The following is a 21,469-nucleotide window of genomic DNA, read 5'->3' as shown; positions in this document are numbered from 1 at the left end:
CTGAAAATGTGGGAGGGGGCTTGCCCCCGATAGCAGTGGTTCATTCACTTATTTGTAGCTGACCCCCTGCAATCGGGGTCAAGACCCCTCCCACCTTAAGCCACCCCCTACGAAACACCAACACATTCCCCACCATCACCAACACCAACCCCATCAACGCCGGCGCAGTCCACTGATACCCCTCGGCAAACGCCGACACATTCAGCGCCACCACCGGAAACAACACCGTGCAATACGCCGCCCGCTCAGGCCCCATCCGCCCCACCAACGTCAGATACGCCGTAAACCCAATCACCGACCCCGGAATCACCAAATACCCCAACGCCCCGACATACCGCGCACTCCAGTCCATCTCGAACGGAATACCGCGCACCACACAATAGGTCGCCAACATCACCGCACCATATGCCATGCCCCAGGCATTGGTAGTCAACGGCCGCAACCCCGCCTTCTGCTGCAGGCTCGAAAGCATATTGCCAGCCGAAAAACACATCGTCCCCAACAGCGCCAAACCCAGCCCGAGCAAGGTCTGCGGGCTCGCGGTGTGCCCCGCCAGCTCCGGCCAGAACAACAGGCCCAGGCCCAGCAGGCCAAGGCCGCCGCCCATCAACACATTGCGCGCGACCCGCTGGCCAAAAAACACCCGCGCATTCAGGGCATTCCACAGCGTCGCCGTAGAAAACACCACCGCCACCAGCCCGCTGGGAATCCACTGGCTGGCCGTGAGAAAACACATGAAGTTCACACAGAACAGGCACAACCCCTGAGCCAGGCAGATCAGATGCCCGCGCCGGTTCATCACCTGCAACTTGCGGCTGAGCAGCAACAGCACAAACAACACCAACGCCGCCAGGGCGAAGCGATAGACAATCGACACGGGAATCGCCACCACGCCCAGTTGCCACTTGAGGGCGATCCAGGTGGTGCCCCAGACCAGCACGGTGAGTAAATACAGGAAAAGGTTCATAACAGGCTCCGCTGGTTGAGCCACAGTGTCGCCTTCAAGCCCTGGCCGGCGCTTGCAGATTCTTGCGCTTTTGTCGCACGGCGGGCTCACAGCGCCAGCGGCTCGGAGTAGGATGCAAGGCGTCGGAGAGTACACACCATGTCAACGCTGGAATCCCTGCAAGTCTTTCAAGCCCTCAACCGCTCGCCCCACGCTCGCCTCGAAGCCTGCGCCGAGCTCGGTGACGGCTTGTCTGCGGCGTTGTGGAGCAACCACCACGATTCCCAGGACTACCAGGCGCCCGGCCATCACACCTTGTCCTGCTACATCGGCGGCGGCACCGGCACGTTTCGTCGCGACCAGCCGGGCACCAAGGGCGGGCCCGACAAGTTGTGCATCCTGCCGGCCGAGCATCAGTCGGCCTGGGTGATCAACGGCGACATCCGCCTGGCCCATGTGTATTTCAGCCAGGCGCAATTCGCCCTGGGCTGCATCACCCTGCTCGACCGCGAACCGCGCGCGCTGCAATTGCAGGAAAGCACCTTCCTCGAAGACCCCAGCCAGGCGCGACGCTTTCACCAGTTGATCGCCCTCAACTGGCACGAGCCCGCCGAACGCCTGCTGACCAGCAGCCTGGCCCATGAAATGCTCAGCCACACCTTGCTCAGCCAAGTCGGCGCGCGCGACGGGCTGCGTTTGAAAGGCGGGCTGGCGGCGCATCAGCGGCGGTTGTTGGTGGACTACATCGACCAGCACCTGGATGACCCCATCAGCCTCGGGCAATTGGCCGGGATGTGTGCGCTATCGGAATATCATTTTGCGCGGATGTTCCGCCAAAGCTTCGGCCTGCCGCCCCATCAATACCTGCTGGCCCGGCGCCTGGCCCGCGCGCAGAACCTGCTGCGCAGCGGCAGCCTGCCCGTGGGTGACATCGCGTTGATGTGCGGCTTCTCCAGCGCCAGCCACTTCACCCATCGCTTTCGCCAGGCCATGGGCGCGACGCCCGGCGAATACCGTCAGGCGTTCTGCGCTTAAACCATCAAGCCCAACGTCTTGGCCTTGGCCACCGCCTGGGTGCGTCGCTCCACGCCGAGCTTGCTGTGGATACGCCGCGCGTGGGTCTTGACGGTGTGCAGCGAGATAAACAAGCGGTCGGCGATTTCCAGGTTGGAGTTGCCCAGGGCGATCAGTTGCAACACTTCCAGCTCGCGTTGGCTCAGCGGGTTGTCCGCCGTGCCGGTCGGCGAGGCCTGCGGTTCCAGGCCCAGCTCACTCAACAGCCCGGGCGAGCGTAAACGCAGCTCGCGGATCGCTTGCTGCACCTGGCAACGCCCTGCCAGTTCCAGGCCGTGTTGCAGTGAGCGACGCGCCACCGCCGGTTCGCCCAGTTGCCAGGCCACCTCCCCCAGCACCAGGTGCAATTCGGCCTCCAGGCACAGCATGCCGCGTTGGCGGGAAGCGTCCAGCAGCGCGTTGAGCCGCGCCAGCGGTTGATCGGCGACGCCCAGTTTGACCTCGGCCAACACCAGCAGGTATTCAAGACGCGGGATCAATTCCAGCGTGGCCGGCGGGGCCTGCTTGGCGTCGGGCCCTCGGAAATGGCGGAGCACCCGGCGCAGCGCTGCCACCGTCAATTCGGCGCGGCCCTGTTGCAACCAGAAGTGCCCGCTGACCAGCAGCAACACCGCGCGGTACACCGTGTCCGGCACCTGGCGCTGCTGCATCAGGCGCTCGGCCTCGCGCAACTGGATAAAGGCCTGGGCGTAATCACCGTGATTGGCCGCCAACAGCGCAAGGCCCAGATAGCCATACAACACGCGCTTGTCCTGGCTGTGCAGGCACATGTTCAAACCCGTCTCGAAGCACTCGGCAGCCAACGCGTCCTGCCCCTGGCGCAGGGCCAGATGCCCACGCCGCAAGGCGATGCGTCCGACCAGCGGCCCGGCCTTCAGCCGCTGCTTGAGCAACATCGCCTGCACCTGCTCCAACAGGTTTTGCGCGCGGTACGGCGCGCCGCGCTGTTCGAGCAATTGCGCGTGATCCAGCTCCAGCAGGGCTTCGAGCAACAGCGAACCATGGGCCCGCGCCAGGCACAGCGCTTCGCGGTTCAGGGTCTGGGCCGCCTCCAGCTCACCGCGCAGCAAGGCTTGCTGAGTCAGCCCCGACAGGCACATCAGACGTGACGTCCACGCACTGTCGGGCAACGCCTGCAAGGCCTCGAGGAAATGCTCGCGAGAACGTTGCGCATCACCCGCCAGATGCAGCAACCACCCCCACTGCGCCTGCCAGCGCGCCAACAACAGGCGTTGCTGCGGCGCCGACGGTTGCGGGGCGAAACGCGCCAGTTGGCCGATGCACAATGCGGCCTGCTCGAAGCGCCCGGCGAACAGCAACGCGGCCGTGACCAGCCCCACCAACTGCGCGGAACACAGCATCAGCTCGTCACCGTGTTGTTCATGCAGGCGCAACAACAGCACGGCATTCTGCTGGCGGAACAGGTCTTCGAAGCTGAAGTGCTGCAACAGGCTGACGGCCACTTCGTATTCTTCGGCCAGCAGCGCCTGCTCGAACGCGGCTTGCCAGTCGCCCTCGGCACTGAACCATTGGCAGGCCCGTCGGTGCCAGGAGCGTTTGGCCGGCCAGGGTTCATCCCGTATCAACTGCGCAAGCGGCGCGAAGACTTGCAGCCAGTCGGCGACATCGTCCCAGGGCTGGATAAATGCGCCGAGCGCCTGCAAGTCCCGCAGGTACTGAGCGCCATCGCCAAAGCCGAACAGGTGCTCGCACAAGCCCGCATTAAAACGCGGCAAATGCGCCAGCACCCGCCAGGCTTCCTCCAGTTCCGCCGGCAAGGTGCTGAACAGCTCGTGTTGCAGGTAGTCGAGCAAGGTCTTGTCGGGATGGCCGTCGCCGAGCAAGGCGATGCGAACCCCAGCGCACCAACCGGCGCTGAACCGCATCACGCGCTCGATGCTGTGACCCGGCGCCTCGCCGAGCAGGGCCTGGACTTCCTCGGCGCTGAAGATCAACTCGGCCGCGCTGCATTCCAGCAGCTCATCGTCGAGCAGCAGCCGCGGCCAGTTGCACCCAGGGCGCCGCCGCGCACCCAGCCACCAGGTCAGCGCCGGGTGGCTGGCGCTGAGCAGGCGGTCGAGCAAGGCGTCCAGTTCGGGCGCGGGCAGACGGCTGAAATCATCGAGAAACAGCCACGCCGACGTCTGCCAGCGGCTGAGATCCTGCAACAGCGTGGCTTCATCGGTAAACGCCAGGCCCAGGTTGTGCGCCAGGCGCCGGCACAAATCCAGCGGGCTTAGCGGCACGCCATTGAGCGGTAGCCAGTACACCTGACAACCCGCCGGCGCCTGCAAGGCGCACTCGGCGAGCAACGCGCTCTTGCCACTGCCGCCCGGGGCACAGAGCAACTTGACCCGCGCCTGCGCCGCCAACAACGGCTCGGCCAGACGCGGGCGCAACAGATGATGGGCGGACAGCCGTGGCATGAATCCAGGACGGTCCAGGCAGCGTGTCATGGCGGTCATTGCTGCATCCTGCGTTTTTATTGTTATGCAACCTGACACCTACCCTAGCCCCGTGCTCGGCGAATATTGAAGAAGTATTCAGCAGGGTGATTAATGACCATGCACAAAACCCAATGTGGGAGGGGGCTTGCCCCCTCCCACATTAAGATTGCATTTCAAACAGGCATCAACGCACGTCCGAAGGCATCAACGCACGCCCGAAGCCCTCAGCGCCGCTGGCGTGTAGTCCGCCGCCTTGGCCGCAAACCCGAACACGAAGCTGCTCTTCTCCTCATTCTTCATACCCAGGGCGATGTAGCGTCCGGCGATGAGGTCGTACAGGGTTTCCACGGTGTAGGCCGGCACCTGATGGTCGTAGTAGAACTGCGCATGACCTTCGGCGACACGCCACAGTTGGCCGCGGCCGTCATAGTGATCCACCAGCGCGACCTGCCAGCTGTCTTCGTCGATGTACATGTGGCGCTTGGCATAGATGTGCCGTTCGCTCGGCTTGACGGTGCCGACCACTTCCCACACGCGGTGCAGCTCATAGCGGGTCAGGTCCTGGTTGATATGCCCGGCCTTGATGATGTCGTCGTACTTGAGGTTCGGCGAATCGAGCTTGTAGCTGTTGTAGGGGATGTACATCTCTTTCTTGCCCACCAGCTTCCAGTCATAGCGATCGGGGGCGCCGGAGAACATGTCGAAGTTATCCGTGGTGCGCAGGCCGTCGGACGCGGTGCCCGGGCCGTCGTAGGACACTTGCGGCGCCCGGCGCACACGGCGCTGGCCAGCGTTGTAGATCCAGGCCAGGCGCGGTTCCTTGACCTGGTCGAGGGTCTCGTGGACCAGCAGCACGTTGCCCGCCAGCCGCGCCGGGGCCGTTACCGATTGCTTGAAGAAACTCAGCACGTTGGCGGCCTTGGCCGGGTCAATATCCGGAATCGCCTGCGGCACCGCGACTTCTTCTTCAAAGCGGATCGGCGTGTAGCTGCCGTTCGTCTGCGGGGTGGCCTGGGTGATGATGCGCCGCAGGTTGCCGCCGTGGTAACGGGTGATGTGGTTCCACAGCACCTCCACGCCATTCTTGGGGATCGGGAACGCGTAGTAGCGGTTGCCGGTGAAGTTCTCCAGGCCGTTGCCGTCGTTGATCGCATGCACGTTCAGCGCGCTGCGCTTGATCGACTCGTAGATATCCGGCGGCAGGTTGACCGTGCGGTGGCTCGGGTACACCGGGATCTTGTAGGTCTCGGGGTAACGCTTGAACATCGCCACCTGGCCGTCGGAGAGTTTGTCCTTGTATTTGTCGACGGTCGCGGCGGTGATCACGAACAGCGGTTTTTCATTGGCGAACGGGTCGGCGAGGAAGCCCTTGCTGTCCACCGCACCGGCATTTTTTGGAATGCCGCCGGTCCAGGCCGGGATCGAGCCATCGGCGTTGCCGGCCTTTTCGGCGCCGACCGGAGTCAGGCTGGTGCCGAGTTTGGCGGCTTCTTCGGGCGACACGGCCGCCATGACGTTGGCGGCCAACACACTCAGGGCCATCACAGCAATTAACTTACGCATAGAGTCTTGTCCTTCTTTAAGCCAAATCAGAAGTTCACGCCGAAGCTGAGGGCGAGGAAGTCGCGGTCGGTCAGGGTGTTGTAGTCGCCACCAAAAAAGTCGGTGTAACTCAGGCTGGCGGTGTAGGTGTTGCGGTAGTCCGCATCGACGCCGACGCTGATCGCCTTGGCGCCCTGGTTGAACAGGCCGTTGGGGCCGTAGCCGTTGACGTCGTGGGACCAGGACAGGTTGGGCTTGAGGTTCACCCCGGCAAACACGTTGTTGTAGTCGAGGATGGCGCGGGCACGATACCCCCAGGAATTGGCCGTGACGAAACCGTCGGTGTCGCCACCGTAACCATAGGCGCCGTATACCGAGTCGCGGCCGTAGCGCAGTTTGCTTTTCGCTTCCAGCCCGCCGACGTGGACGAAGGCGGCCTCTCCCACCAGGGTCAGGCGTTCGGCCCCCAGTACCTGGTCGAAGAACTGAGTCATGGTGCTCTGGATCTGGGTGATTTCCTTGCGCCGGTAACCGGCGTTGTCAGCGCCGAACGAGCTGTGGATCGGCGAGGCGGTGTTGCCGGCAATCGGGTTGATCAGGGCCAGGGTCAGGTCGGTGGTGTTGAGTTGCACCGGCGCATTCGGGCGGTAGCTGATTTCCCCGGTCCAGGCCGTGCCGGTGGGCAGGGTGGTGGAGAAGCTGGCACCGTACAGGCGAATGTCTTCCGGGTAATCGAGATAGTACTGGCCACGGCCGAGCATGGTGCTCTGGGCCAGGGCCGAGCCGGTGCCTGGCGCAATGGCGTTGGCAGCGTTGACGATGCCCCCGATGGTGGCCAGGTTGGTGTTGGCGGTGAGGGTGCCGACGGTCGGCGTGCGGCTGTGATAGTTCATGAAGTACAGGCCGTACTCGGTGTCGTCGCCCAGCCAGCGCAAGGCCGCGCCGAATTGGCCGCCATCGCGGGCATCACGGTCCTTGGCGCGCTGCACCACGACGCCTTCACGCGTGACCTCAAAGCCCTGGCCGAACGCTGCGGCCACCGGTTGCAACGGCGCAATCGCCGGGCTGCCGACCGTGTAGTTACCGTTGCAACCGTGGGCCGCCACGTCGCCACCAAAGAACGTGCCGCAGTTATCCAGCACGGTGTTTTCCCAGTTCAACTGGTAGAAGCCTTCTACCGTCAGTTGGTTGGTCAGGCTCTGGGAGGCGAACAGCATATGGACCGGTATCAGCCCTTCCTTGATCTCGGCGCCGGGGCGGCGGAAGGCCGATACGTCGATGGGGTTGATGCTGTTGATGGAGTTACCGATGAACGTACTCTCGCCCCAACTCACCACCTGCTTGCCGACGCGCACGTTGCCCGGCAGGTCGGCGATGGAATAGTTGTGATAGACGAACGCATCCAGCAGCTCGTAGCCGGAGGAGCGCGCACCTTCGTCGCGATGGTGATTGCTGATCTGCTTGAACTCGCGGTCTTCGTCCTGCAGTTCGAAGTCGTACCAGTACTTGCCGCGCACGAACACGCCGCTGTCGCCGTACTTGAGTTCCAGGTCGTGGATGCCTTTGAAGATCTTGGAGAAGGTCTCGCCCTTCTTGAAGTTCAGTCGCCCGTCATCCCCGGTGGAGGCCTGCCCCGTGCCGCCATTGGACACGCCCACCAGTTTCTTGTCGGCATCGCGCATGCCCCAGCTGGCGCCGACCGACAGCGAGGAATCGAATTGCCCTTCGATCTCGCCGATGTTGAACGAAACAGCCTGTGCCTGGGCACAGCATCCCAACGCAACCGCGGCGGCCAGCGCCTGCGGCGTGAAGATGGCGCGCATTGTTGTTTTTGTCATGCGTCTTCCCCGGTGAGTGACAGAAGGCCCCACCCTACTGCCGCCCTTCGGGAGCGATAAGCGCACCAAGGAGGTATTCGTGTTGTCGCCCGAAAGGATTAACGCCGCTCTGGCGCGGCTCTGCGCGGGGGCATGCGCCCCATGGATGGCGGGTTATCAGGCCGGTGGATGGCGCCATGGGGTGACTGTTGTCATATCCGTAACAGTCCTTGTCCTGAAGCGCTATTACTCATTTTGTTACAACCCTCTATTCTTGCCTGGCTTTCAGGGCAAACGGCCCGCTCCCACCTTCGGGAGAACAGCTGAAATTCGACGGATTGGCTACTGTATTCAATCTGTTACCGGTGTTCACTGACGTTGAGTCTGTCGCTCCTTGATCCAACGTCTTACTTTGGCCGCTGCTTTGCAGCGGCCTTTTTTATGCCTGAAAAAAACGGGGCGCCGTCAGCGCCCCGCAGTATTGCTGGTGTATCCGGCAATGATCAGAGACTGAACTTCTGCAAATTGGCCATCATCTCCTTCAAAGCCTCGATTGTGTCCTTGGGATGCACCGCGCCTTCGAAGTCACAGATCTGTTGCCAGTGCGCGGCCACGTCGTCCGGCGAGAACCCGGCTTCCGGGTCGAAGCCCACACCCAGGCTGCGTTCCCAGCGGGTCTTGCCGATCCAGCCGCCGCCCACTTCGAACAAGCCTGAGGTTTCCTGGCACGCCTCGCTGCCCAGGTACACCACCAGCGGGCTGACCAGTTCCGGCTTGAGACGCTCGAACACCTGCGGCGGGATCAGGCCTTCGGTCATGCGCGTGCCGCCGGTGGGGGCGATGGCGTTGACCAGGATGTTGTTCTTGCGCCCTTCCAGCGCCAGGGTGCGGGTCAAGCCATACAGGCCGAGCTTGGCCATGCCGTAGTTGGACTGCCCGAAATTGCCGTAGATGCCCGACGTGGACGCAGTAAAAATCACCCGCCCATAGCTTTGTTCACGCAGATGAGGCCAGGCGGCGCGGGTAACTTTGTAGGCACCTTCGACATGCACCCGGTAAACCAAGTCCCAGTCGCTGTCGTCCATTTTGTGGAAGGTCTTGTCGCGCAGGATACCGGCGTTGTTCACCACCACGTCGATACGGCCGAACGCATCCAGGGCGTTCTGTACGATTTTCTCGCCGTCGGTGACGGAATCATGGTTGGCTTCGGCGATACCGCCGGCTTCGCGGATTTGTGCGACCACACGGTCGGCCGCCGACGCATTGGCGCCCTCGCCCTGGGTGGAACCGCCGAGATCGTTGACCAGCACTTTGGCCCCGTGCCTGGCGAACAGCAGCGCATGGGCCCGGCCCAACCCGCCGCCGGCACCGGTGACGATCACGACCTTATCCTGGAACTGCACTGACTCACTCATACCGAACTCCAATGGCGACGATGGGAATGGCTCGAGTGTCAGGCACGGCGCCTGCGGTCACAATAAATACGGCCACGGCTGAATGGTGCGCGATAAGGCAGCAGGATGATCGCCTGTTTCAGGAATAGGCCATGCGCGGCGGCGCGTGCGCGATCTGCTGTCGAAACTCCAGGTAATGCTTGAGCACCTGCACCGGCGCTTCGATCTGCGGGTAGTGGCCGATATTGGCCAGCAATACCGTGTCGGCGTGGGGCACCAACTGGCGGTAACGCTCGACCATGTGCGCGCCGGAAATCGGGTCGAACTCGCCGTCGATCACCCGCAGCGGCACGTCGCCACGTTGCAGGGCGCCCACCCAACGCTCACGCAGGCGACGGCGCTGGGGAATGTAGTTGATCAGTTTATGCAGGATGCGCGGACCGTCATTGCAGTCGATCAGGCTCCAGAAATCATCGAGGGCGCTCTCACTGGGGCGGGTCTGTGCGCCGAAGATCTGACTGAAGCTGTCGGACAAGGCATTGCGCCCAAATGTGCGACCGATCATCCAGCCCAAGGGGCTGAGCAGCAGTTTCTGCACCAGGGCCAGGCGATGGGTTTCGGGGAACAACCCGCCATTGAGGAACACGCAACTGGCCATCTGGAAGCGGCCTTCGTGATGCCGCGCCAATAACTCCTGGGCGACGCTGTCCCCGTAATCATGGGCCAGCACATGCACCGGTTGTCGCACATGCAGGTGGTCGAGCAGCGCCTGTTGCAGATCCGCCTGTTCCAACAGGCAATAGTCGTGATCCAGCGGCTTGGCCGAATCGCCAAACCCGAGCATGTCGCAGGTGATCACCAGGTTGCGCTGGGCCAGGGGCTGCCACAGGTAATGCCAGTCCCAACTGGCGGTCGGGAAGCCATGGATCAGCAGCAGCGGCTCACCCTGCCCGGCCACCCAATAGCGAATGGTGTGGCCACGAAAAACAAAACTCTGGCCGCACTTGCGCCAGGCTCTGAGCGGAATTTCGGCGAGAGGCATCAACTTTTATACCCTGGATCTTGCAGGTCCAATTTACGCAGCAGCGCCGGCCAGGCCAGCGCGCCCCCCATACCTTGGGCGCTCTTTGTGACAGCCGCCACCATCGCCCTGGCCCCGGCGAGAATCTGTGGGTCGATGGCGATCAATTCAGCCCCGCCGTTGCGCGCAAGCACTTGGATATCACAGGCGCGCTGAAAGGTGAACATCATCAAGAAAGTGTCGGCGATGGTCGCGCCGCAGGTCAGCAGGCCATGGTTGTGCAGCATCAGGAAATTGTTGTCGCCGAGATCGGCCTGCAAACGGGCTTTTTCCTCGTGGTTCAGCGCCACGCCTTCGTATGCGTGATAGGCCAGGCTGGACAACACGAACAAGGACTGTTGGCTGATCGGCAGTATGCCCTGCTTCTGCGCAGACACCGCAACCCCCGCCGCCGTATGGGTATGCAACACGCACTCCACGTCGTGGCGCACTTCGTGGATGGCGCTGTGGATGGTGTAGCCGGCCGGGTTGATGTCGTAGGGGCTGTCCATCCGTTTGTTGCCGGCCTGGTCGACCTTGATCAGGCTCGACGCCGTGATCTCGTGAAACATCATCCCATAGGGGTTGATCAGGAAATCATCGGTGCCCGGCACCTTGGCCGAGATATGCGTGAAAATCAGATCATCCCAGCCGTGCAGGGCGACCAGGCGATAGCACGCAGCCAGATCGACGCGCGTCTGCCATTCGGCGGCGCTGACCTGATCTTTGACACTCTGTGGCGATACAACGGGGGCTAGGCTCACGGCAACGACCTCCTTGACGCACTTTCTTATTATTTTTTAAGTGAAGGGTCAGTGTAGTCAGACGTCGTGGCGCAGGTAGTTGCCTTCGCAGCCAGCTTGATGGCCGCACGAGTCAGCCATGAGAATAGTTTAAATCTGTCCAAGTCGCGTCAGAGAAGTGCCGCCAACAAAGGCGCGGCAAACAGGTTGAGCAGCCCCGTCAACACCATCATCAGGCCTGCGACAGAGCCCTCTTCGCCCCCCACTTCATGGGCCCGGCTCACGCCCGCGCCGTGCGCGCCCACCCCAAACAATGCCCCGCGTGCCAAAGGCGTGCGCAGCGGCAGCCACTTGAGCAGCACACCCCCGAGCATGGCGCCGAACACGCCGGTGAACATCACGAACACCGCCGTCAGTTCCGGCACACCGCCGAGGTCGGAAGACATCGGCATGGCAAACGGTGTGGTGATCGAACGCGGCACCAGCGACATCGTCACCGCACTGTCCAGCGCCAGCGCCTTGGCCAGGCCGAACGAGGTGCCGATGGACGCCGCGCTGCCGGCCAGCATCCCCAGCAGCAAGGCCGACCAATACCGCGCCAGCAAACGTCGCTGCTGCCAGATCGGCACCGCGAACGCCACCGTCACCGGGCCCAACACCAGCATCAGCCAATGGGTGTCGCTGGCGTATTCGGCATAGGCGGTGTGCATCGGCACGGCCACCGCGAGCAGCAGCGCGGGCACCAGGATCAGCGGCGACAACAGGTAGCGCCCGGTCCGACGGTAGATCCAGCGACTGAAGAAATACGCGCCCAGGGTCAGGGCAAGCCAGAACACCGGCATCAGTTCAAGCTTCATGGCGCAGCTTCCAGCGACACACCATTTCCACGGTGAAGGCCGTCACCAGCATGACCGCCAGGGTGCTGAAGCCGATCACCAGCAGAATCCGCCAACCGTCATTGCGCACCAGGCCGCCGTAGTCCAGCAGGCTCATCAAGGCCGGAATAAAGAACAACAACATTTCCGCCATCAACACGCCCGCCCCCAGTTGCAGGGCCGCCGGCTTGACCAGGCCGGTGGCGAAGGTCGCCAGCAACAGGCCCAGGCCCATCACCCCACCGGGGATGGGCCACGCCAACCAGGCCACCAGTTGCGTACCGAGCAGGTAGATGGCCAGCAGCACGACCAATTCAGTCAGCAGACGGCCGACGTGTTTGAAGCTTAAACGTTTCATGGGCTTTGGGTCCTCGTAGGCCTCCATTTTAGAGAGAGCGCTTCCATCCCCACAGCGAATTGTTAGACTGCCAACTATTCCAAACTGGAATCGCACCCATGGAATTCAAACAGCTGCGCAGTTTTGTCGAAGTCATCCACCGCGGCGGTTTTACCCAGGCCGGGAAAACCCTGCACATCAGCCAGTCCGCCGTGAGCAAACAGGTCGCACAGCTGGAACACAGCCTGGACACGCCGTTGCTCGACCGCATCGGCTCGCAGATCCGCCTGACGGCCGCCGGCCAGGTTGTGCTGCAACGCGCCGAAGCCATGCTGCGCCTGCAGAACGAGTTGCTCAGCGAGCTGGACGACATGCAGCACCTGACCCGTGGCGAGTTGCGCCTGGGCTTGCCGCAGTTGGGCGGCGATACGCTGTTTGCCGACTTGTTCGCCGAGTACCGCCGGCGCTATCCGAACGTCACCATCCAGTTGCTGGAGGGCGGCAGCCGCAGTATCGAGCAGGCGATTTTGAGCGGCGAGCTGGAAGTGGGCGGCAGCTTGAAACCCAGCGACCCGGCATTCGCCTGGCAAGACTTCTGCGATGAACCACTGGATGCCTTGCTGCCGATGAACCACCCCTTGGCACAGAACGCCCAGGTGCGCCTGGAAGAATTGGCAGACACACCGTTCCTGATGTATCAGCGCAGCTTTGTCTTGAACGACCGCTTGACGCAGGCGTGTCAGCGGGTGGGCTTTACGCCGAAGGAAGGAGGCCGCAGCGGCCAGGCGGATTTTCTCGCCGCCCTGGTCGCGGCCGGTCAAGGCGTGGTGCTGTTGCCCAGCGTGGTCGCTCGCGGGCTGGTGCGGCCCGGGGTGGTGCGCCTCACGCTGAAGGCGCCCGACTTCCTGCGCTGGGACATCGCGTTTATCTGGCGTGAGGGCGCCTATCTGTCGAAAGCCGCCCAGGCCTGGCTGGCGTTGTTGCGGGAGTTTCCGGTCAGCCGCGCAGGGCAGTGATCAACTCCGCCAACCAAGGCTCGGCGTCGGTTTCCGGGGTGACGCTTTCGCTGGCGTCCAGGCGCAGCATCGGCTGCACTTCGCGCACGCCCAACTCGCTGAACAGCTCGCGCATGTGCTCGCCGCCGGCGCAGAAGGTATCGCCGTAGCTGGCGTCGCCCAGGCCGATGACCGCGCCCGGCAAACCGCGCCAGGCCGCGGGCAACTGGTCGCGAATGCTCGAATACAGCGGTTGCAGGTTGTCCGGCAGTTCACCCATGCCGGTGGTGGACGTCACCGCCAGCAACGCCTGCGGGGCGAAGGCCAACACGTCCGCCAGGGTCGCGCGCGGGTTGTGCCAGGCCTCGAAGCCGGCCGATGTAAGGATGCCGGCAGCGTGGCGGGCGACTTCTTCAGCCGTGCCGTACACCGAACCGGAAAGAATGGCGACTCTCATCAATACTGATCCTGTCATTGAGCGAAAGCCTGGGATATTACCAGTTGGGGCAAATATTTCGGCGCGCGTCGTGCAACATTCAAGACTTGCCATAAACTGGCAGTTCAAGCACACGCCAGGGACCGCGCAATGATTAACGCCAAGCTGCTGCAAATGGTCGTCAACGCTTCCAACGACGGGATTGTCGTGGCCGAGCGGGAAGGCCGGGACAAACCGCTGATCTACGTCAACCCGGCATTCGAGCGCCTGACCGGTTACACCCTGGACGACGTCCTGTATCAGGACTGCCGCTTCCTGCAGTCCGGCGACCGTGATCAACCGGCGCTGATGGCCATTCGCGAAGCACTGGACAGCGGCGGCGCCTGCCGGGAAATCCTGCGCAACTATCGCAAGGACGGCAGCCACTTCTGGAACGAGCTGTCGCTTTCAACGGTGTACAACCATGCCGACAAGCAGACCTATTTCGTCGGCGTGCAAAAGGACGTGACCTTGCAGGTCAAGGCCCAGCAGCGCGTCGCGCAATTGGAGGCGGAGTTGGCGCAGGTCAAGGCCGAGCTGGCGGCGATCAAGGCGACGAGCGGGTCTAACAAAACTTAGAAAATGCTGTCATTAGAGCGGATAATGGCGTTTTAACACTCTCCCCCTTGAGCAAGATCAATGCAACGCGACGCGCTTCTGACTCAGGACGAGTTGGATTTCATTCAGGACATGCAGCACAACCCCCAGCTCAACCTGCGGGATGCATCGTCGAGCCTGACCGTCAACGGCGCTGCGCAGCTTCGCGATTTGCTCACTCGGCTGGCTGCCCACGATCACGTCACCCTCCAGGCGCAATTCGATAACCAGCAACTCACCTTCCCGCTGCAGTTGGTGGAAGACGAGTTTCATGCCGTGCATTTACGCCTGGGCGTGCCGAGCATTTTTGAAGACGGGCCGATGATTCGTCCGTGGCGCCTGGCTCTTGAAACGCCGGTGGCGCTGGAAAATGTCAGGGGCAACCCAAGTGCGCTGTGGGTGCATGAGGTTTCGTTCAAGGGCGTGCTGCTGGAGATCCGTGGCCGGATCAAGACGCCGAAGACCTTTGCCCTGTGGTTCAGCCCTTCCGGCTATGAACGCATTGCGCTACGCGGCACGCTGGAGCGGGAAACCGCACGGGGACTGTTTGCCTATCGCCTGGGCCAGAGCAACCCGGATGAGACCGAGCGCCTGCGCCAATTCATCCTGCACCAGCACCGCCTGGTACATCCGCAGATGCACGCCTGACCTTCAGGTATCCAGGTTACCGCTGAGAAATTGCTGCAAGCGCCGTTGCATCAAGCGTCCTTCATTGCCCAGGCAGCCAACGGCGGAGCCCGTCAGATCGGCCTGGGCCAGGTCTGACGCGGCACCGGCAAGAAACAGCGGGCAATCGAGGGTCAACGCCAGGCGGTTCAAACGCCCGGCCAACGCTTGGGTGTGTGAGTAATTGGAGAAGAGGACCAGCGCCTCGGGTTGCGTCTTTTCACACACCAGCGTCAATTCATCGAAAGGCTGACCCATCCCCAGCACCTTCACGGCCAGATCGTCTCGACCGATCAACAGCCCCGCCACCAGCAATTCCAATTTACGGCACTCGCCGGGAATGGCCGCGAGCAATACCCGTGGCGCCGCCGACGCACACACCAGTTGCAAACGCTGCAACACCCGCACCCGCAGGAAGTTGTCGAAGAACAGCCATTCACTGGCTTGGCCGAAGCGCCCCTGATGACGCAACAGGTCGTTCCAAAGAGGCATCAGGATGTCCTGGAACGCCACGTTGAGCGGGTAGGTGGCGATCACCTGGTTGTACAGTTGCTCCAGTTGACGATCATCGAACGCGCCCACGGCCAGCACCAGGCGCGCCTGCCATTGCGGCCATTCGCCTAGCTCGACCGTGTCGTGTTCGACACGCACGGCGGCGGCCTGCTGATCGTCACGCGCAAGGATCTTGCCCACTTTGCTCACGGCCACGCCACGCTCGATCCAATCGACAATGCGATGAACCGTTTGAATATCGGCCTTGGAGTAGAGACGATGCCCGCTTTCGGTGCGCGTGGGTTGAATCAGGCCGTAACGCCGCTCCCAGGCGCGCAGGGTGACCGGGTTGATGCCCGTCAATCTCGACACGTCACGAATCGGAAACAACTCATCGGAATCGGCAGGGCTGGGGGCGGTAGATTCGCGAACAGGAGCAGTGATTTCGGGCATCAGAGGTCATGAACGTCCGTTTGAAAGTGAGTCCCATTTAACGCCTTTACCGCGATGTATATCAAGGTGTGTGCCTATCGGACCGATGTCGCTGGCGTATTTCTGCAAAACAGGAATAATCCTTGCTTACCGATAAAGCGTCGCTGCAACACCCCCGCAGCGTCGTCTGTGCGCCACCTACCCGGTTCAGCGCACCCGTCTATTTGGAGATACACAATGTCTACCTCACCCGTCACCCTGATGGTTGCGCGCCGCGTGGCCAAGGGCCGCTATGAAGAGCTGATGGCCTGGCTGCGCGAAGGCGAGCGACTGGCCACTGACTTCCCCGGCTACCTGGGCTCCGGCGTCCTCGCACCACCGCCCCTTGATGATGAATTCCAGATTATTTTCCGCTTTGCCGACGAAAAAACCCTGCATGCCTGGGAATTTTCCGCGTCACGCAGCGCGTGGCTGAGCCGGGGCAGCGAGCTGTTTGCCGACCCGTCCGAGCATCGCGTGCGCGGCATCGATGGCTGGTTCGGTGCAGTAGGTACACGGCCGCCGCGCTGGAAACAGGCGGTGGCGATCTGGCTGGCGTTTTTCCCGGTGTCGTTGCTGTTCAACTTCGGCCTGGGGCCATTGCTCGGCGGGCTGGACCTGTTCAGCCGCGTGCTGGTCAGCACCTTGGCGCTCACTCCGCTGATGGTCTACTTGTTCATTCCACTCTCGACCCACCTGCTGGCCAACTGGTTGCACCCTTCGCCGCCACGCGCCAAGGCCAGCGAAGCCGCGGCGTGAGTACAGGGGGGCTCGTCACTGGTATGATTTGACCCTGCCAGCGACTCGAGCCTCCCATGACTGCAACGAACGCCCCGATCCTGATCACCGGCGCCGGCCAGCGCGTCGGCCTGCATTGTGCCGAACGCCTGCTCGACGAGGGCCACTCGGTGCTTTTCAGCTACCGCAGCGAACGCCCCGGCGTGCAGGCGCTACGCGAGCGTGGTGCGATCGGCGTGTTTGCCGACTTCTCCAGCGAAGCCGGGATTCTTGCGTTTATCGCCGAGTTGAAGCGTCATACCCAAAGCCTGCGCGCGATCATCCACAACGCTTCGGCCTGGATCGCGGAAACCCCGGGCGACGAAAGCCGTGCCTTTACCGACATGTTCAGCGTACACATGCTTGCGCCGTACCTGATCAACCTGCATTGTTCACCCTTGCTGCATCGCTCTTCACCCGCCGACATCGTGCATATCAGCGATGATGTGGTGCGCAAGGGCAGCCGCCAGCACATCGCCTACTGCGCCACCAAGGCCGGGCTCGACAGCCTCACGCTGTCGTTTGCCGCGCAGTTTGCGCCGCTGATCAAAGTCAACGGCATCGCCCCGGCGATGGTGATGTTCAACGAAGGCGACGACGCGGCCTACCGTGCCCAGGTACTGGCCAAGTCGGCACTGGGCATCGAGCCCGGGCCCGAGGTGATTTACCAGAGCGTGCGTTACCTGCTGGACAACCCCTACGTCACCGGTACCACCCTGACCGTCAACGGTGGGCGGCATATCAAGTAAGCCGTTTGTGAGGATGTTGTATGACCTTATCCCTGCCCCACCACTATCGCGAGATCCTTAAAGGCCTGGGTGAAGACCCGGAACGCGAAGGCCTGCTCGACACCCCCAAGCGTGCCGCCAAAGCCATGCAATACCTGTGTCATGGCTACGAGCAAAACCTCGAAGAGATCGTCAACGGTGCGCTGTTCGCCTCCGACAATGACGAGATGGTGATCCTCAAGGACATCGAACTGTACTCGCTCTGCGAGCACCACCTGCTGCCCTTTATCGGCAAGGCTCATGTGGCCTATATTCCGACCGGCAGGGTGCTGGGCCTGTCGAAGCTGGCGCGCATCGTCGACATGTTCGCGCGGCGCCTGCAGATCCAGGAAAACCTCACGCGGCAAATCGCCGACGCCATCCAGGACGTGACCCAGGCCTCCGGCGTGGCGGTGGTGATCGAAGCCAAGCACATGTGCATGATGATGCGCGGCGTGGAAAAACAGAATTCAACCATGAACACCTCGGTGATGCTCGGCGCGTTCCGCGAGTCGAACACCACGCGCATGGAGTTCCTGCAACTGATTGGACGGAGCAAGTAGCAATGCCACAACTTCAACCAGGCATGGCGCGCATCCGGGTCAAGGACCTGTGCCTGCGCACCTATATCGGCATCAACGAGGATGAAATCCTCAACAAGCAGGATGTGCTGATCAACCTGACCATCCTGTATGCCGCCCAGGACGCCGTGCGCGACAACGATATCGACCACGCGTTGAATTACCGCACCATCACCAAGGCGATCATCGCCCACGTCGAAGGCAACCGCTTCGCCCTGCTGGAGCGCCTGACCCAGGAACTGCTGGACCTGGTGATGAGCAACGAGTCGGTGCTGTACGCCGAAGTCGAAGTGGACAAGCCCCACGCGCTGCGCTTTGCCGAATCGGTTTCGATTACCCTGGCGGCCAGCCGCTAACCCCTGGATTTACGTGAGCCCTATGACCGATCAACAACGCCTCGAACTCGAAGCCGCCGCCTTTCGGCGGCTGGTCGCACACCTGGACAGCCGCAAGGATGTGCAGAATATCGACCTGATGAACCTCGCCGGCTTCTGCCGCAACTGCCTGTCCAAGTGGTACAAGGCCGAGGCCGACGAGCGCCAGATCGCGCTGAGCCTCGATGACGCGCGTGAAGTGGTGTACGGCATGCCGTATGCCGAGTGGAAAGCCCAATACCAGCAAGAAGCCAGCGCCGAACAACAGGCGGCGTTCGCCAAAGGAAAACCCCATGACTGACCTGAACACCCTGCGCGCCAGCCTCGACAGCGGCGAACATCTCTTCGCCGACACCTTGGCCTTCGTTGCCGCCGGTTACGACTACCAGCCGCAAGCCTTCACCAACGGCACCGTGGAAAACGCCGCCGGGCAGAACGAAGGTTCGTGCAAGACCCTGGGCCTGGCCTTGCTGGAAGGGTTGAGCGACCAGCACGCCTTGTTGGCGTTTGGCGAGCATTACCGTTCGGTGGTCGCCACGCCTGAGGGCAGTGACCATGGCAATATTCGGGCGTTGATCGCGCATGGGTTGGCGGGGGTGAAGTTTGACCAGCAACCTCTGACTCGCCGCTGATCCAACGTGCAAAGCCGATTTAATGTGGGAGCTGGCTTGCCTGCGATGGCGGCGGTAAATCCTGCATAGACGTTGGCTGACACACCGCTATCGCAGGCAAACCAGCTCCCACAGTGATTGGATTACCAAATTGAGATAGCGATGGATCATCAAATCCCGCGCATAAAACCGGCTTTCGCCGGTTTTTTCATTTCAGCGGGTTCAGACCTAAGCGTTCTGCAAACCGTCGAGGTAACGCTCGGCATCCAGGGCCGCCATGCAACCGGCGCCGGCCGAGGTGATGGCCTGGCGGTACACGTGGTCAGCCACGTCACCGGCGGCGAAGATGCCTTCGATGTTGGTCGCCGTGGCATTGCCTTCGCGACCGCCCTGCACCACCAGGTAACCGTCTTTGGCGTCCAGCACGCCTTCGAACAGCGAGGTGTTCGGGGTGTGGCCGATGGCGATGAACACGCCGTCGACTGTCAGCTCGTCGAAGCTGCCGTCGTTGTTTTTCAGGCGCGCACCGGTCACGCCCATGTTGTCGCCGAGGACTTCATCCAGGGTGGCGTTGAGCTTGAGGATGATCTTGCCTTCAGCGACACGCGCGTGCAGCTTGTCGATCAGGATCTTCTCGGCGCGGAAGGTTTCGCGACGGTGAATCAGGGTCACGGTGCTGGCGATGTTGGCCAGGTACAGCGCCTCTTCCACGGCCGTGTTGCCACCGCCGACCACGGCGACCGGCTTGTTGCGGTAGAAGAAACCGTCGCATGTCGCGCAGGCGGACACGCCCTTGCCCATGAACGCTTCTTCCGACGGCAGGCCCAGGTAACGGGCGCTGGCGCCGGTCGCGATGATCAGCGCGTCACAGGTGTAGACGCCGCTGTCGCCGGTCAGGCTGTAAGGCTTTTTCGAGAAGTCGACCTGGTTGATGTGGTCAAACACGATCTCGGTTTCGAAGCGCTCGGCGTGCTCTTTCATACGCTCCATCAGCACCGGGCCGGTCAGACCGTGGACGTCGCCCGGCCAGTTGTCGACTTCAGTGGTGGTGGTCAACTGACCGCCCGCCTGCATGCCGGTGATCAGCAGTGGCTTGAGGTTGGCTCGGGCAGCGTAGACGGCAGCGCTGTAACCGGCAGGGCCGGAACCGAGAATAATCACTCGCGAATGACGGGTATCAGACATGACTCACTCCTGTCGACCGCCCGGACAACAAGGCGGCTGGAATAAAAAAGGACCGCGAAGCACTTGGGGAAGGCTTGAACTCGCAGATCCTGAAAATAATGGGTGCAGCGTATAGAGGGAGGCAAGATTAAGGAAATACGGAATAACAATCCAGCTCATAGGCAGTATCTATGCAGCAGGCCCAGCTGATCGACGCGTTTGTTTCTGCTGATGTCCTGGCATTGCGCGTGCTTTCGTCCTGAAGGCAAAGCCGGTAAGGTCGGCGCGTTCGTCATTCTGCTCGGAGTTCTCCATGCCCGCCCCTGTTCTTTCCGGTCCGCAATACCTGCGTGAAGGCCTCAAACTGGTGTTGAGCCCCGGCCTGCGCCTGTTTGTGCTGCTGCCGCTGGCGATCAACCTGGTGCTGTTCGTCGGCCTGATCTATTTCGCCGGCCATCAGTTCAGCCTGTGGGTCGACGCGTTGATGCCGACGCTGCCCGGCTGGCTGAGTTTCCTCAGCTATATCCTGTGGCCGCTGTTCGTGGTGCTGGTGGTGTTGATGGTGTTTTTCACCTTCACCATGCTCGCCAATGTCATCGCTGCGCCGTTCAACGGTTTTCTCGCGGAGAAAGTTGAAGTGGTGGTGCGTGGCACCGACGATTTCCCGCCGTTCAGTTGGGCCGAGCTGGTGGCGATGGTCCCGCGCACCCTGGCGCGGGAGATGCGCAAGCTGGGCTACTTCCTGCCGCGGGCCATCGGCCTGTTTATCCTGTCGTTCATTCCGGTGGTCAACCTGATCGCCGCGCCGTTGTGGCTGCTGTTCGGCGTGTGGATGATGGCGATCCAATACATCGACTACCCGGCCGACAACCACAAGCTGGGTTGGAACGAAATGCTCGCCTGGCTGCGCCAGAAACGCTGGCAGAGCATGAGCTTCGGCGGCAGCGTCTACCTGGTGCTGCTGGTGCCGGTGGTCAACCTGTTGATGATGCCGGCGGCGGTGGCCGGGGCGACGTTGTTCTGGGTGCGCGAGCAAGGTGCCGAGACGGCGTTGAACACACCGCGATAACGGTACGCTGGCCGGTCGACCGGTGCCGGAACTGATTGTTTTTTGAGGCCACACAACCTGAGCCGACCTTGGGGCAACCGAGGTCGGCAACCAAACCCGTGACAACAGGAACCTCACAATGATCAGCACGCTTCCCAACCTGCCAACAAACACAGGACTCAGGATCGACCCGCCTCCCATCGGGCCATCCCCCAC

The 21,469-nt window shown here is 62.1% G+C and carries 23 protein-coding genes; 11 read left to right on the top strand and 12 right to left on the bottom strand.

The window, feature by feature from the left end; genetic code table 11:
- Positions 1-40 precede the first annotated feature (40 nt).
- On the bottom strand, positions 41-967 hold the full coding sequence (locus INT12_RS28635) for a DMT family transporter (RefSeq protein WP_226926339.1): 927 nt from the start codon (positions 965-967) through the stop codon (positions 41-43).
- A 138-nt stretch (positions 968-1,105) separates the two neighbouring features.
- Between INT12_RS28635 and INT12_RS28630 the strand changes: the two genes are divergently transcribed.
- Entirely contained in the window at positions 1,106-1,981 is an 876-nt protein-coding gene (locus INT12_RS28630; protein ID WP_017849547.1) for a helix-turn-helix domain-containing protein, read from the top strand.
- On the opposite strand, the gene INT12_RS28625 is transcribed toward INT12_RS28630, so the two are convergent.
- From INT12_RS28625 to INT12_RS28590, 8 genes are all read right to left on the bottom strand, one after another.
- Complete coding sequence (locus INT12_RS28625; protein WP_193040367.1) at positions 1,978-4,485, bottom strand: LuxR C-terminal-related transcriptional regulator; 2,508 nt, start codon at positions 4,483-4,485, stop codon at positions 1,978-1,980. The genes INT12_RS28630 and INT12_RS28625 overlap by 4 nt on opposite strands.
- 186 nt (positions 4,486-4,671) lie before the next feature.
- On the bottom strand, positions 4,672-6,030 hold the full coding sequence (locus INT12_RS28620; RefSeq protein WP_017847776.1) for a DUF1329 domain-containing protein: 1,359 nt from the start codon (positions 6,028-6,030) through the stop codon (positions 4,672-4,674).
- A gap of 26 nt (positions 6,031-6,056) precedes the next feature.
- Positions 6,057-7,847 carry a DUF1302 domain-containing protein gene (locus INT12_RS28615; protein WP_193059115.1) on the bottom strand — a complete coding sequence of 597 codons (1,791 nt, stop codon included), beginning with the start codon at positions 7,845-7,847 and terminating at the stop codon, positions 6,057-6,059.
- A gap of 482 nt (positions 7,848-8,329) precedes the next feature.
- Positions 8,330-9,241 (bottom strand): SDR family oxidoreductase, encoded by a 912-nt coding sequence (locus INT12_RS28610; RefSeq protein ID WP_017847774.1) that lies wholly within the window; start codon positions 9,239-9,241, stop codon positions 8,330-8,332.
- Between the two features lie 118 nt (positions 9,242-9,359).
- Positions 9,360-10,262, bottom strand: coding sequence for an alpha/beta fold hydrolase (locus tag INT12_RS28605; RefSeq protein ID WP_017847773.1), 903 nt, complete (start codon positions 10,260-10,262; stop codon positions 9,360-9,362).
- On the bottom strand, positions 10,262-11,044 hold the full coding sequence (locus INT12_RS28600; protein WP_046382099.1) for a class II aldolase/adducin family protein: 783 nt from the start codon (positions 11,042-11,044) through the stop codon (positions 10,262-10,264). The genes INT12_RS28605 and INT12_RS28600 overlap by 1 nt, the downstream gene beginning before the upstream one ends.
- A gap of 149 nt (positions 11,045-11,193) precedes the next feature.
- Positions 11,194-11,880: an LrgB family protein gene (locus INT12_RS28595; protein ID WP_017847771.1), complete on the bottom strand. Its 687-nt coding sequence runs from the start codon at positions 11,878-11,880 to the stop codon at positions 11,194-11,196.
- On the bottom strand, positions 11,870-12,256 hold the full coding sequence (locus INT12_RS28590) for a CidA/LrgA family protein (RefSeq protein WP_169884489.1): 387 nt from the start codon (positions 12,254-12,256) through the stop codon (positions 11,870-11,872). The genes INT12_RS28595 and INT12_RS28590 overlap by 11 nt, the downstream gene beginning before the upstream one ends.
- 98 nt (positions 12,257-12,354) lie before the next feature.
- Between INT12_RS28590 and INT12_RS28585 the strand changes: the two genes are divergently transcribed.
- Positions 12,355-13,251 carry a LysR family transcriptional regulator gene (locus INT12_RS28585; protein ID WP_193040369.1) on the top strand — a complete coding sequence of 299 codons (897 nt, stop codon included), beginning with the start codon at positions 12,355-12,357 and terminating at the stop codon, positions 13,249-13,251.
- Here the strand turns inward: INT12_RS28585 and INT12_RS28580 are convergent.
- Positions 13,232-13,687, bottom strand: a complete 456-nt coding sequence (locus INT12_RS28580) for a flavodoxin (RefSeq protein ID WP_017847768.1) — start codon at positions 13,685-13,687, stop codon at positions 13,232-13,234. The two genes, INT12_RS28585 and INT12_RS28580, sit on opposite strands and share 20 nt — an antisense overlap.
- Before the next feature lie 129 nt (positions 13,688-13,816).
- Between INT12_RS28580 and INT12_RS28575 the strand changes: the two genes are divergently transcribed.
- Both INT12_RS28575 and INT12_RS28570 read left to right on the top strand, forming a co-directional pair.
- Positions 13,817-14,284, top strand: coding sequence for a PAS domain S-box protein (locus tag INT12_RS28575; RefSeq protein WP_017847767.1), 468 nt, complete (start codon positions 13,817-13,819; stop codon positions 14,282-14,284).
- A gap of 60 nt (positions 14,285-14,344) precedes the next feature.
- Positions 14,345-14,950, top strand: a complete 606-nt coding sequence (locus INT12_RS28570) for a hypothetical protein (protein WP_193040370.1) — start codon at positions 14,345-14,347, stop codon at positions 14,948-14,950.
- Positions 14,951-14,953: 3 nt separating this feature from the next.
- Here INT12_RS28570 and INT12_RS28565 read toward each other — a convergent pair whose 3' ends face one another.
- A complete protein-coding gene (locus INT12_RS28565; RefSeq protein ID WP_193040371.1) occupies positions 14,954-15,913 on the bottom strand; it encodes a MerR family transcriptional regulator in 960 nt (319 codons plus the stop codon).
- Positions 15,914-16,129: 216 nt separating this feature from the next.
- Between INT12_RS28565 and INT12_RS28560 the strand changes: the two genes are divergently transcribed.
- The 6 genes from INT12_RS28560 to INT12_RS28535 are packed head-to-tail and all read left to right on the top strand — an operon-like array spanning position 16,130 to position 19,062.
- The gene (locus tag INT12_RS28560; RefSeq protein WP_017847764.1) at positions 16,130-16,690 is read left to right on the top strand and encodes an antibiotic biosynthesis monooxygenase; all 561 of its coding nucleotides are present in this window, start codon (positions 16,130-16,132) and stop codon (positions 16,688-16,690) included.
- Between the two features lie 56 nt (positions 16,691-16,746).
- Positions 16,747-17,457 (top strand): dihydromonapterin reductase, encoded by a 711-nt coding sequence (folM, locus tag INT12_RS28555; RefSeq protein WP_017847763.1) that lies wholly within the window; start codon positions 16,747-16,749, stop codon positions 17,455-17,457.
- Positions 17,458-17,477: 20 nt separating this feature from the next.
- Positions 17,478-18,038 carry a GTP cyclohydrolase I FolE gene (gene folE / locus INT12_RS28550; RefSeq protein WP_017847762.1) on the top strand — a complete coding sequence of 187 codons (561 nt, stop codon included), beginning with the start codon at positions 17,478-17,480 and terminating at the stop codon, positions 18,036-18,038.
- A 2-nt stretch (positions 18,039-18,040) separates the two neighbouring features.
- Positions 18,041-18,412 (top strand): dihydroneopterin triphosphate 2'-epimerase, encoded by a 372-nt coding sequence (folX, locus tag INT12_RS28545; RefSeq protein ID WP_026140129.1) that lies wholly within the window; start codon positions 18,041-18,043, stop codon positions 18,410-18,412.
- 22 nt (positions 18,413-18,434) lie between these two features.
- Positions 18,435-18,731 carry a DUF1244 domain-containing protein gene (locus INT12_RS28540; RefSeq protein ID WP_017847760.1) on the top strand — a complete coding sequence of 99 codons (297 nt, stop codon included), beginning with the start codon at positions 18,435-18,437 and terminating at the stop codon, positions 18,729-18,731.
- Positions 18,724-19,062 (top strand): HopJ type III effector protein, encoded by a 339-nt coding sequence (locus INT12_RS28535; protein WP_017847759.1) that lies wholly within the window; start codon positions 18,724-18,726, stop codon positions 19,060-19,062. The genes INT12_RS28540 and INT12_RS28535 overlap by 8 nt, the downstream gene beginning before the upstream one ends.
- A gap of 207 nt (positions 19,063-19,269) precedes the next feature.
- Here INT12_RS28535 and trxB read toward each other — a convergent pair whose 3' ends face one another.
- Positions 19,270-20,226, bottom strand: coding sequence for a thioredoxin-disulfide reductase (gene trxB / locus INT12_RS28530; RefSeq protein WP_017847758.1), 957 nt, complete (start codon positions 20,224-20,226; stop codon positions 19,270-19,272).
- A gap of 292 nt (positions 20,227-20,518) precedes the next feature.
- On the opposite strand from trxB, the gene cysZ reads away from it, so the two are divergent.
- Complete coding sequence (cysZ, locus tag INT12_RS28525; RefSeq protein ID WP_017847757.1) at positions 20,519-21,274, top strand: sulfate transporter CysZ; 756 nt, start codon at positions 20,519-20,521, stop codon at positions 21,272-21,274.
- Positions 21,275-21,469: the final 195 nt, after the last annotated feature.

This window comes from Pseudomonas sp. K8 (assembly GCF_014889455.1).
Lineage (GTDB): Bacteria > Pseudomonadota > Gammaproteobacteria > Pseudomonadales > Pseudomonadaceae > Aquipseudomonas > Aquipseudomonas veronii.
Note: the sequence above shows the minus strand (reverse complement) of the source record. Positions and strands in the feature narration are given on the sequence as shown.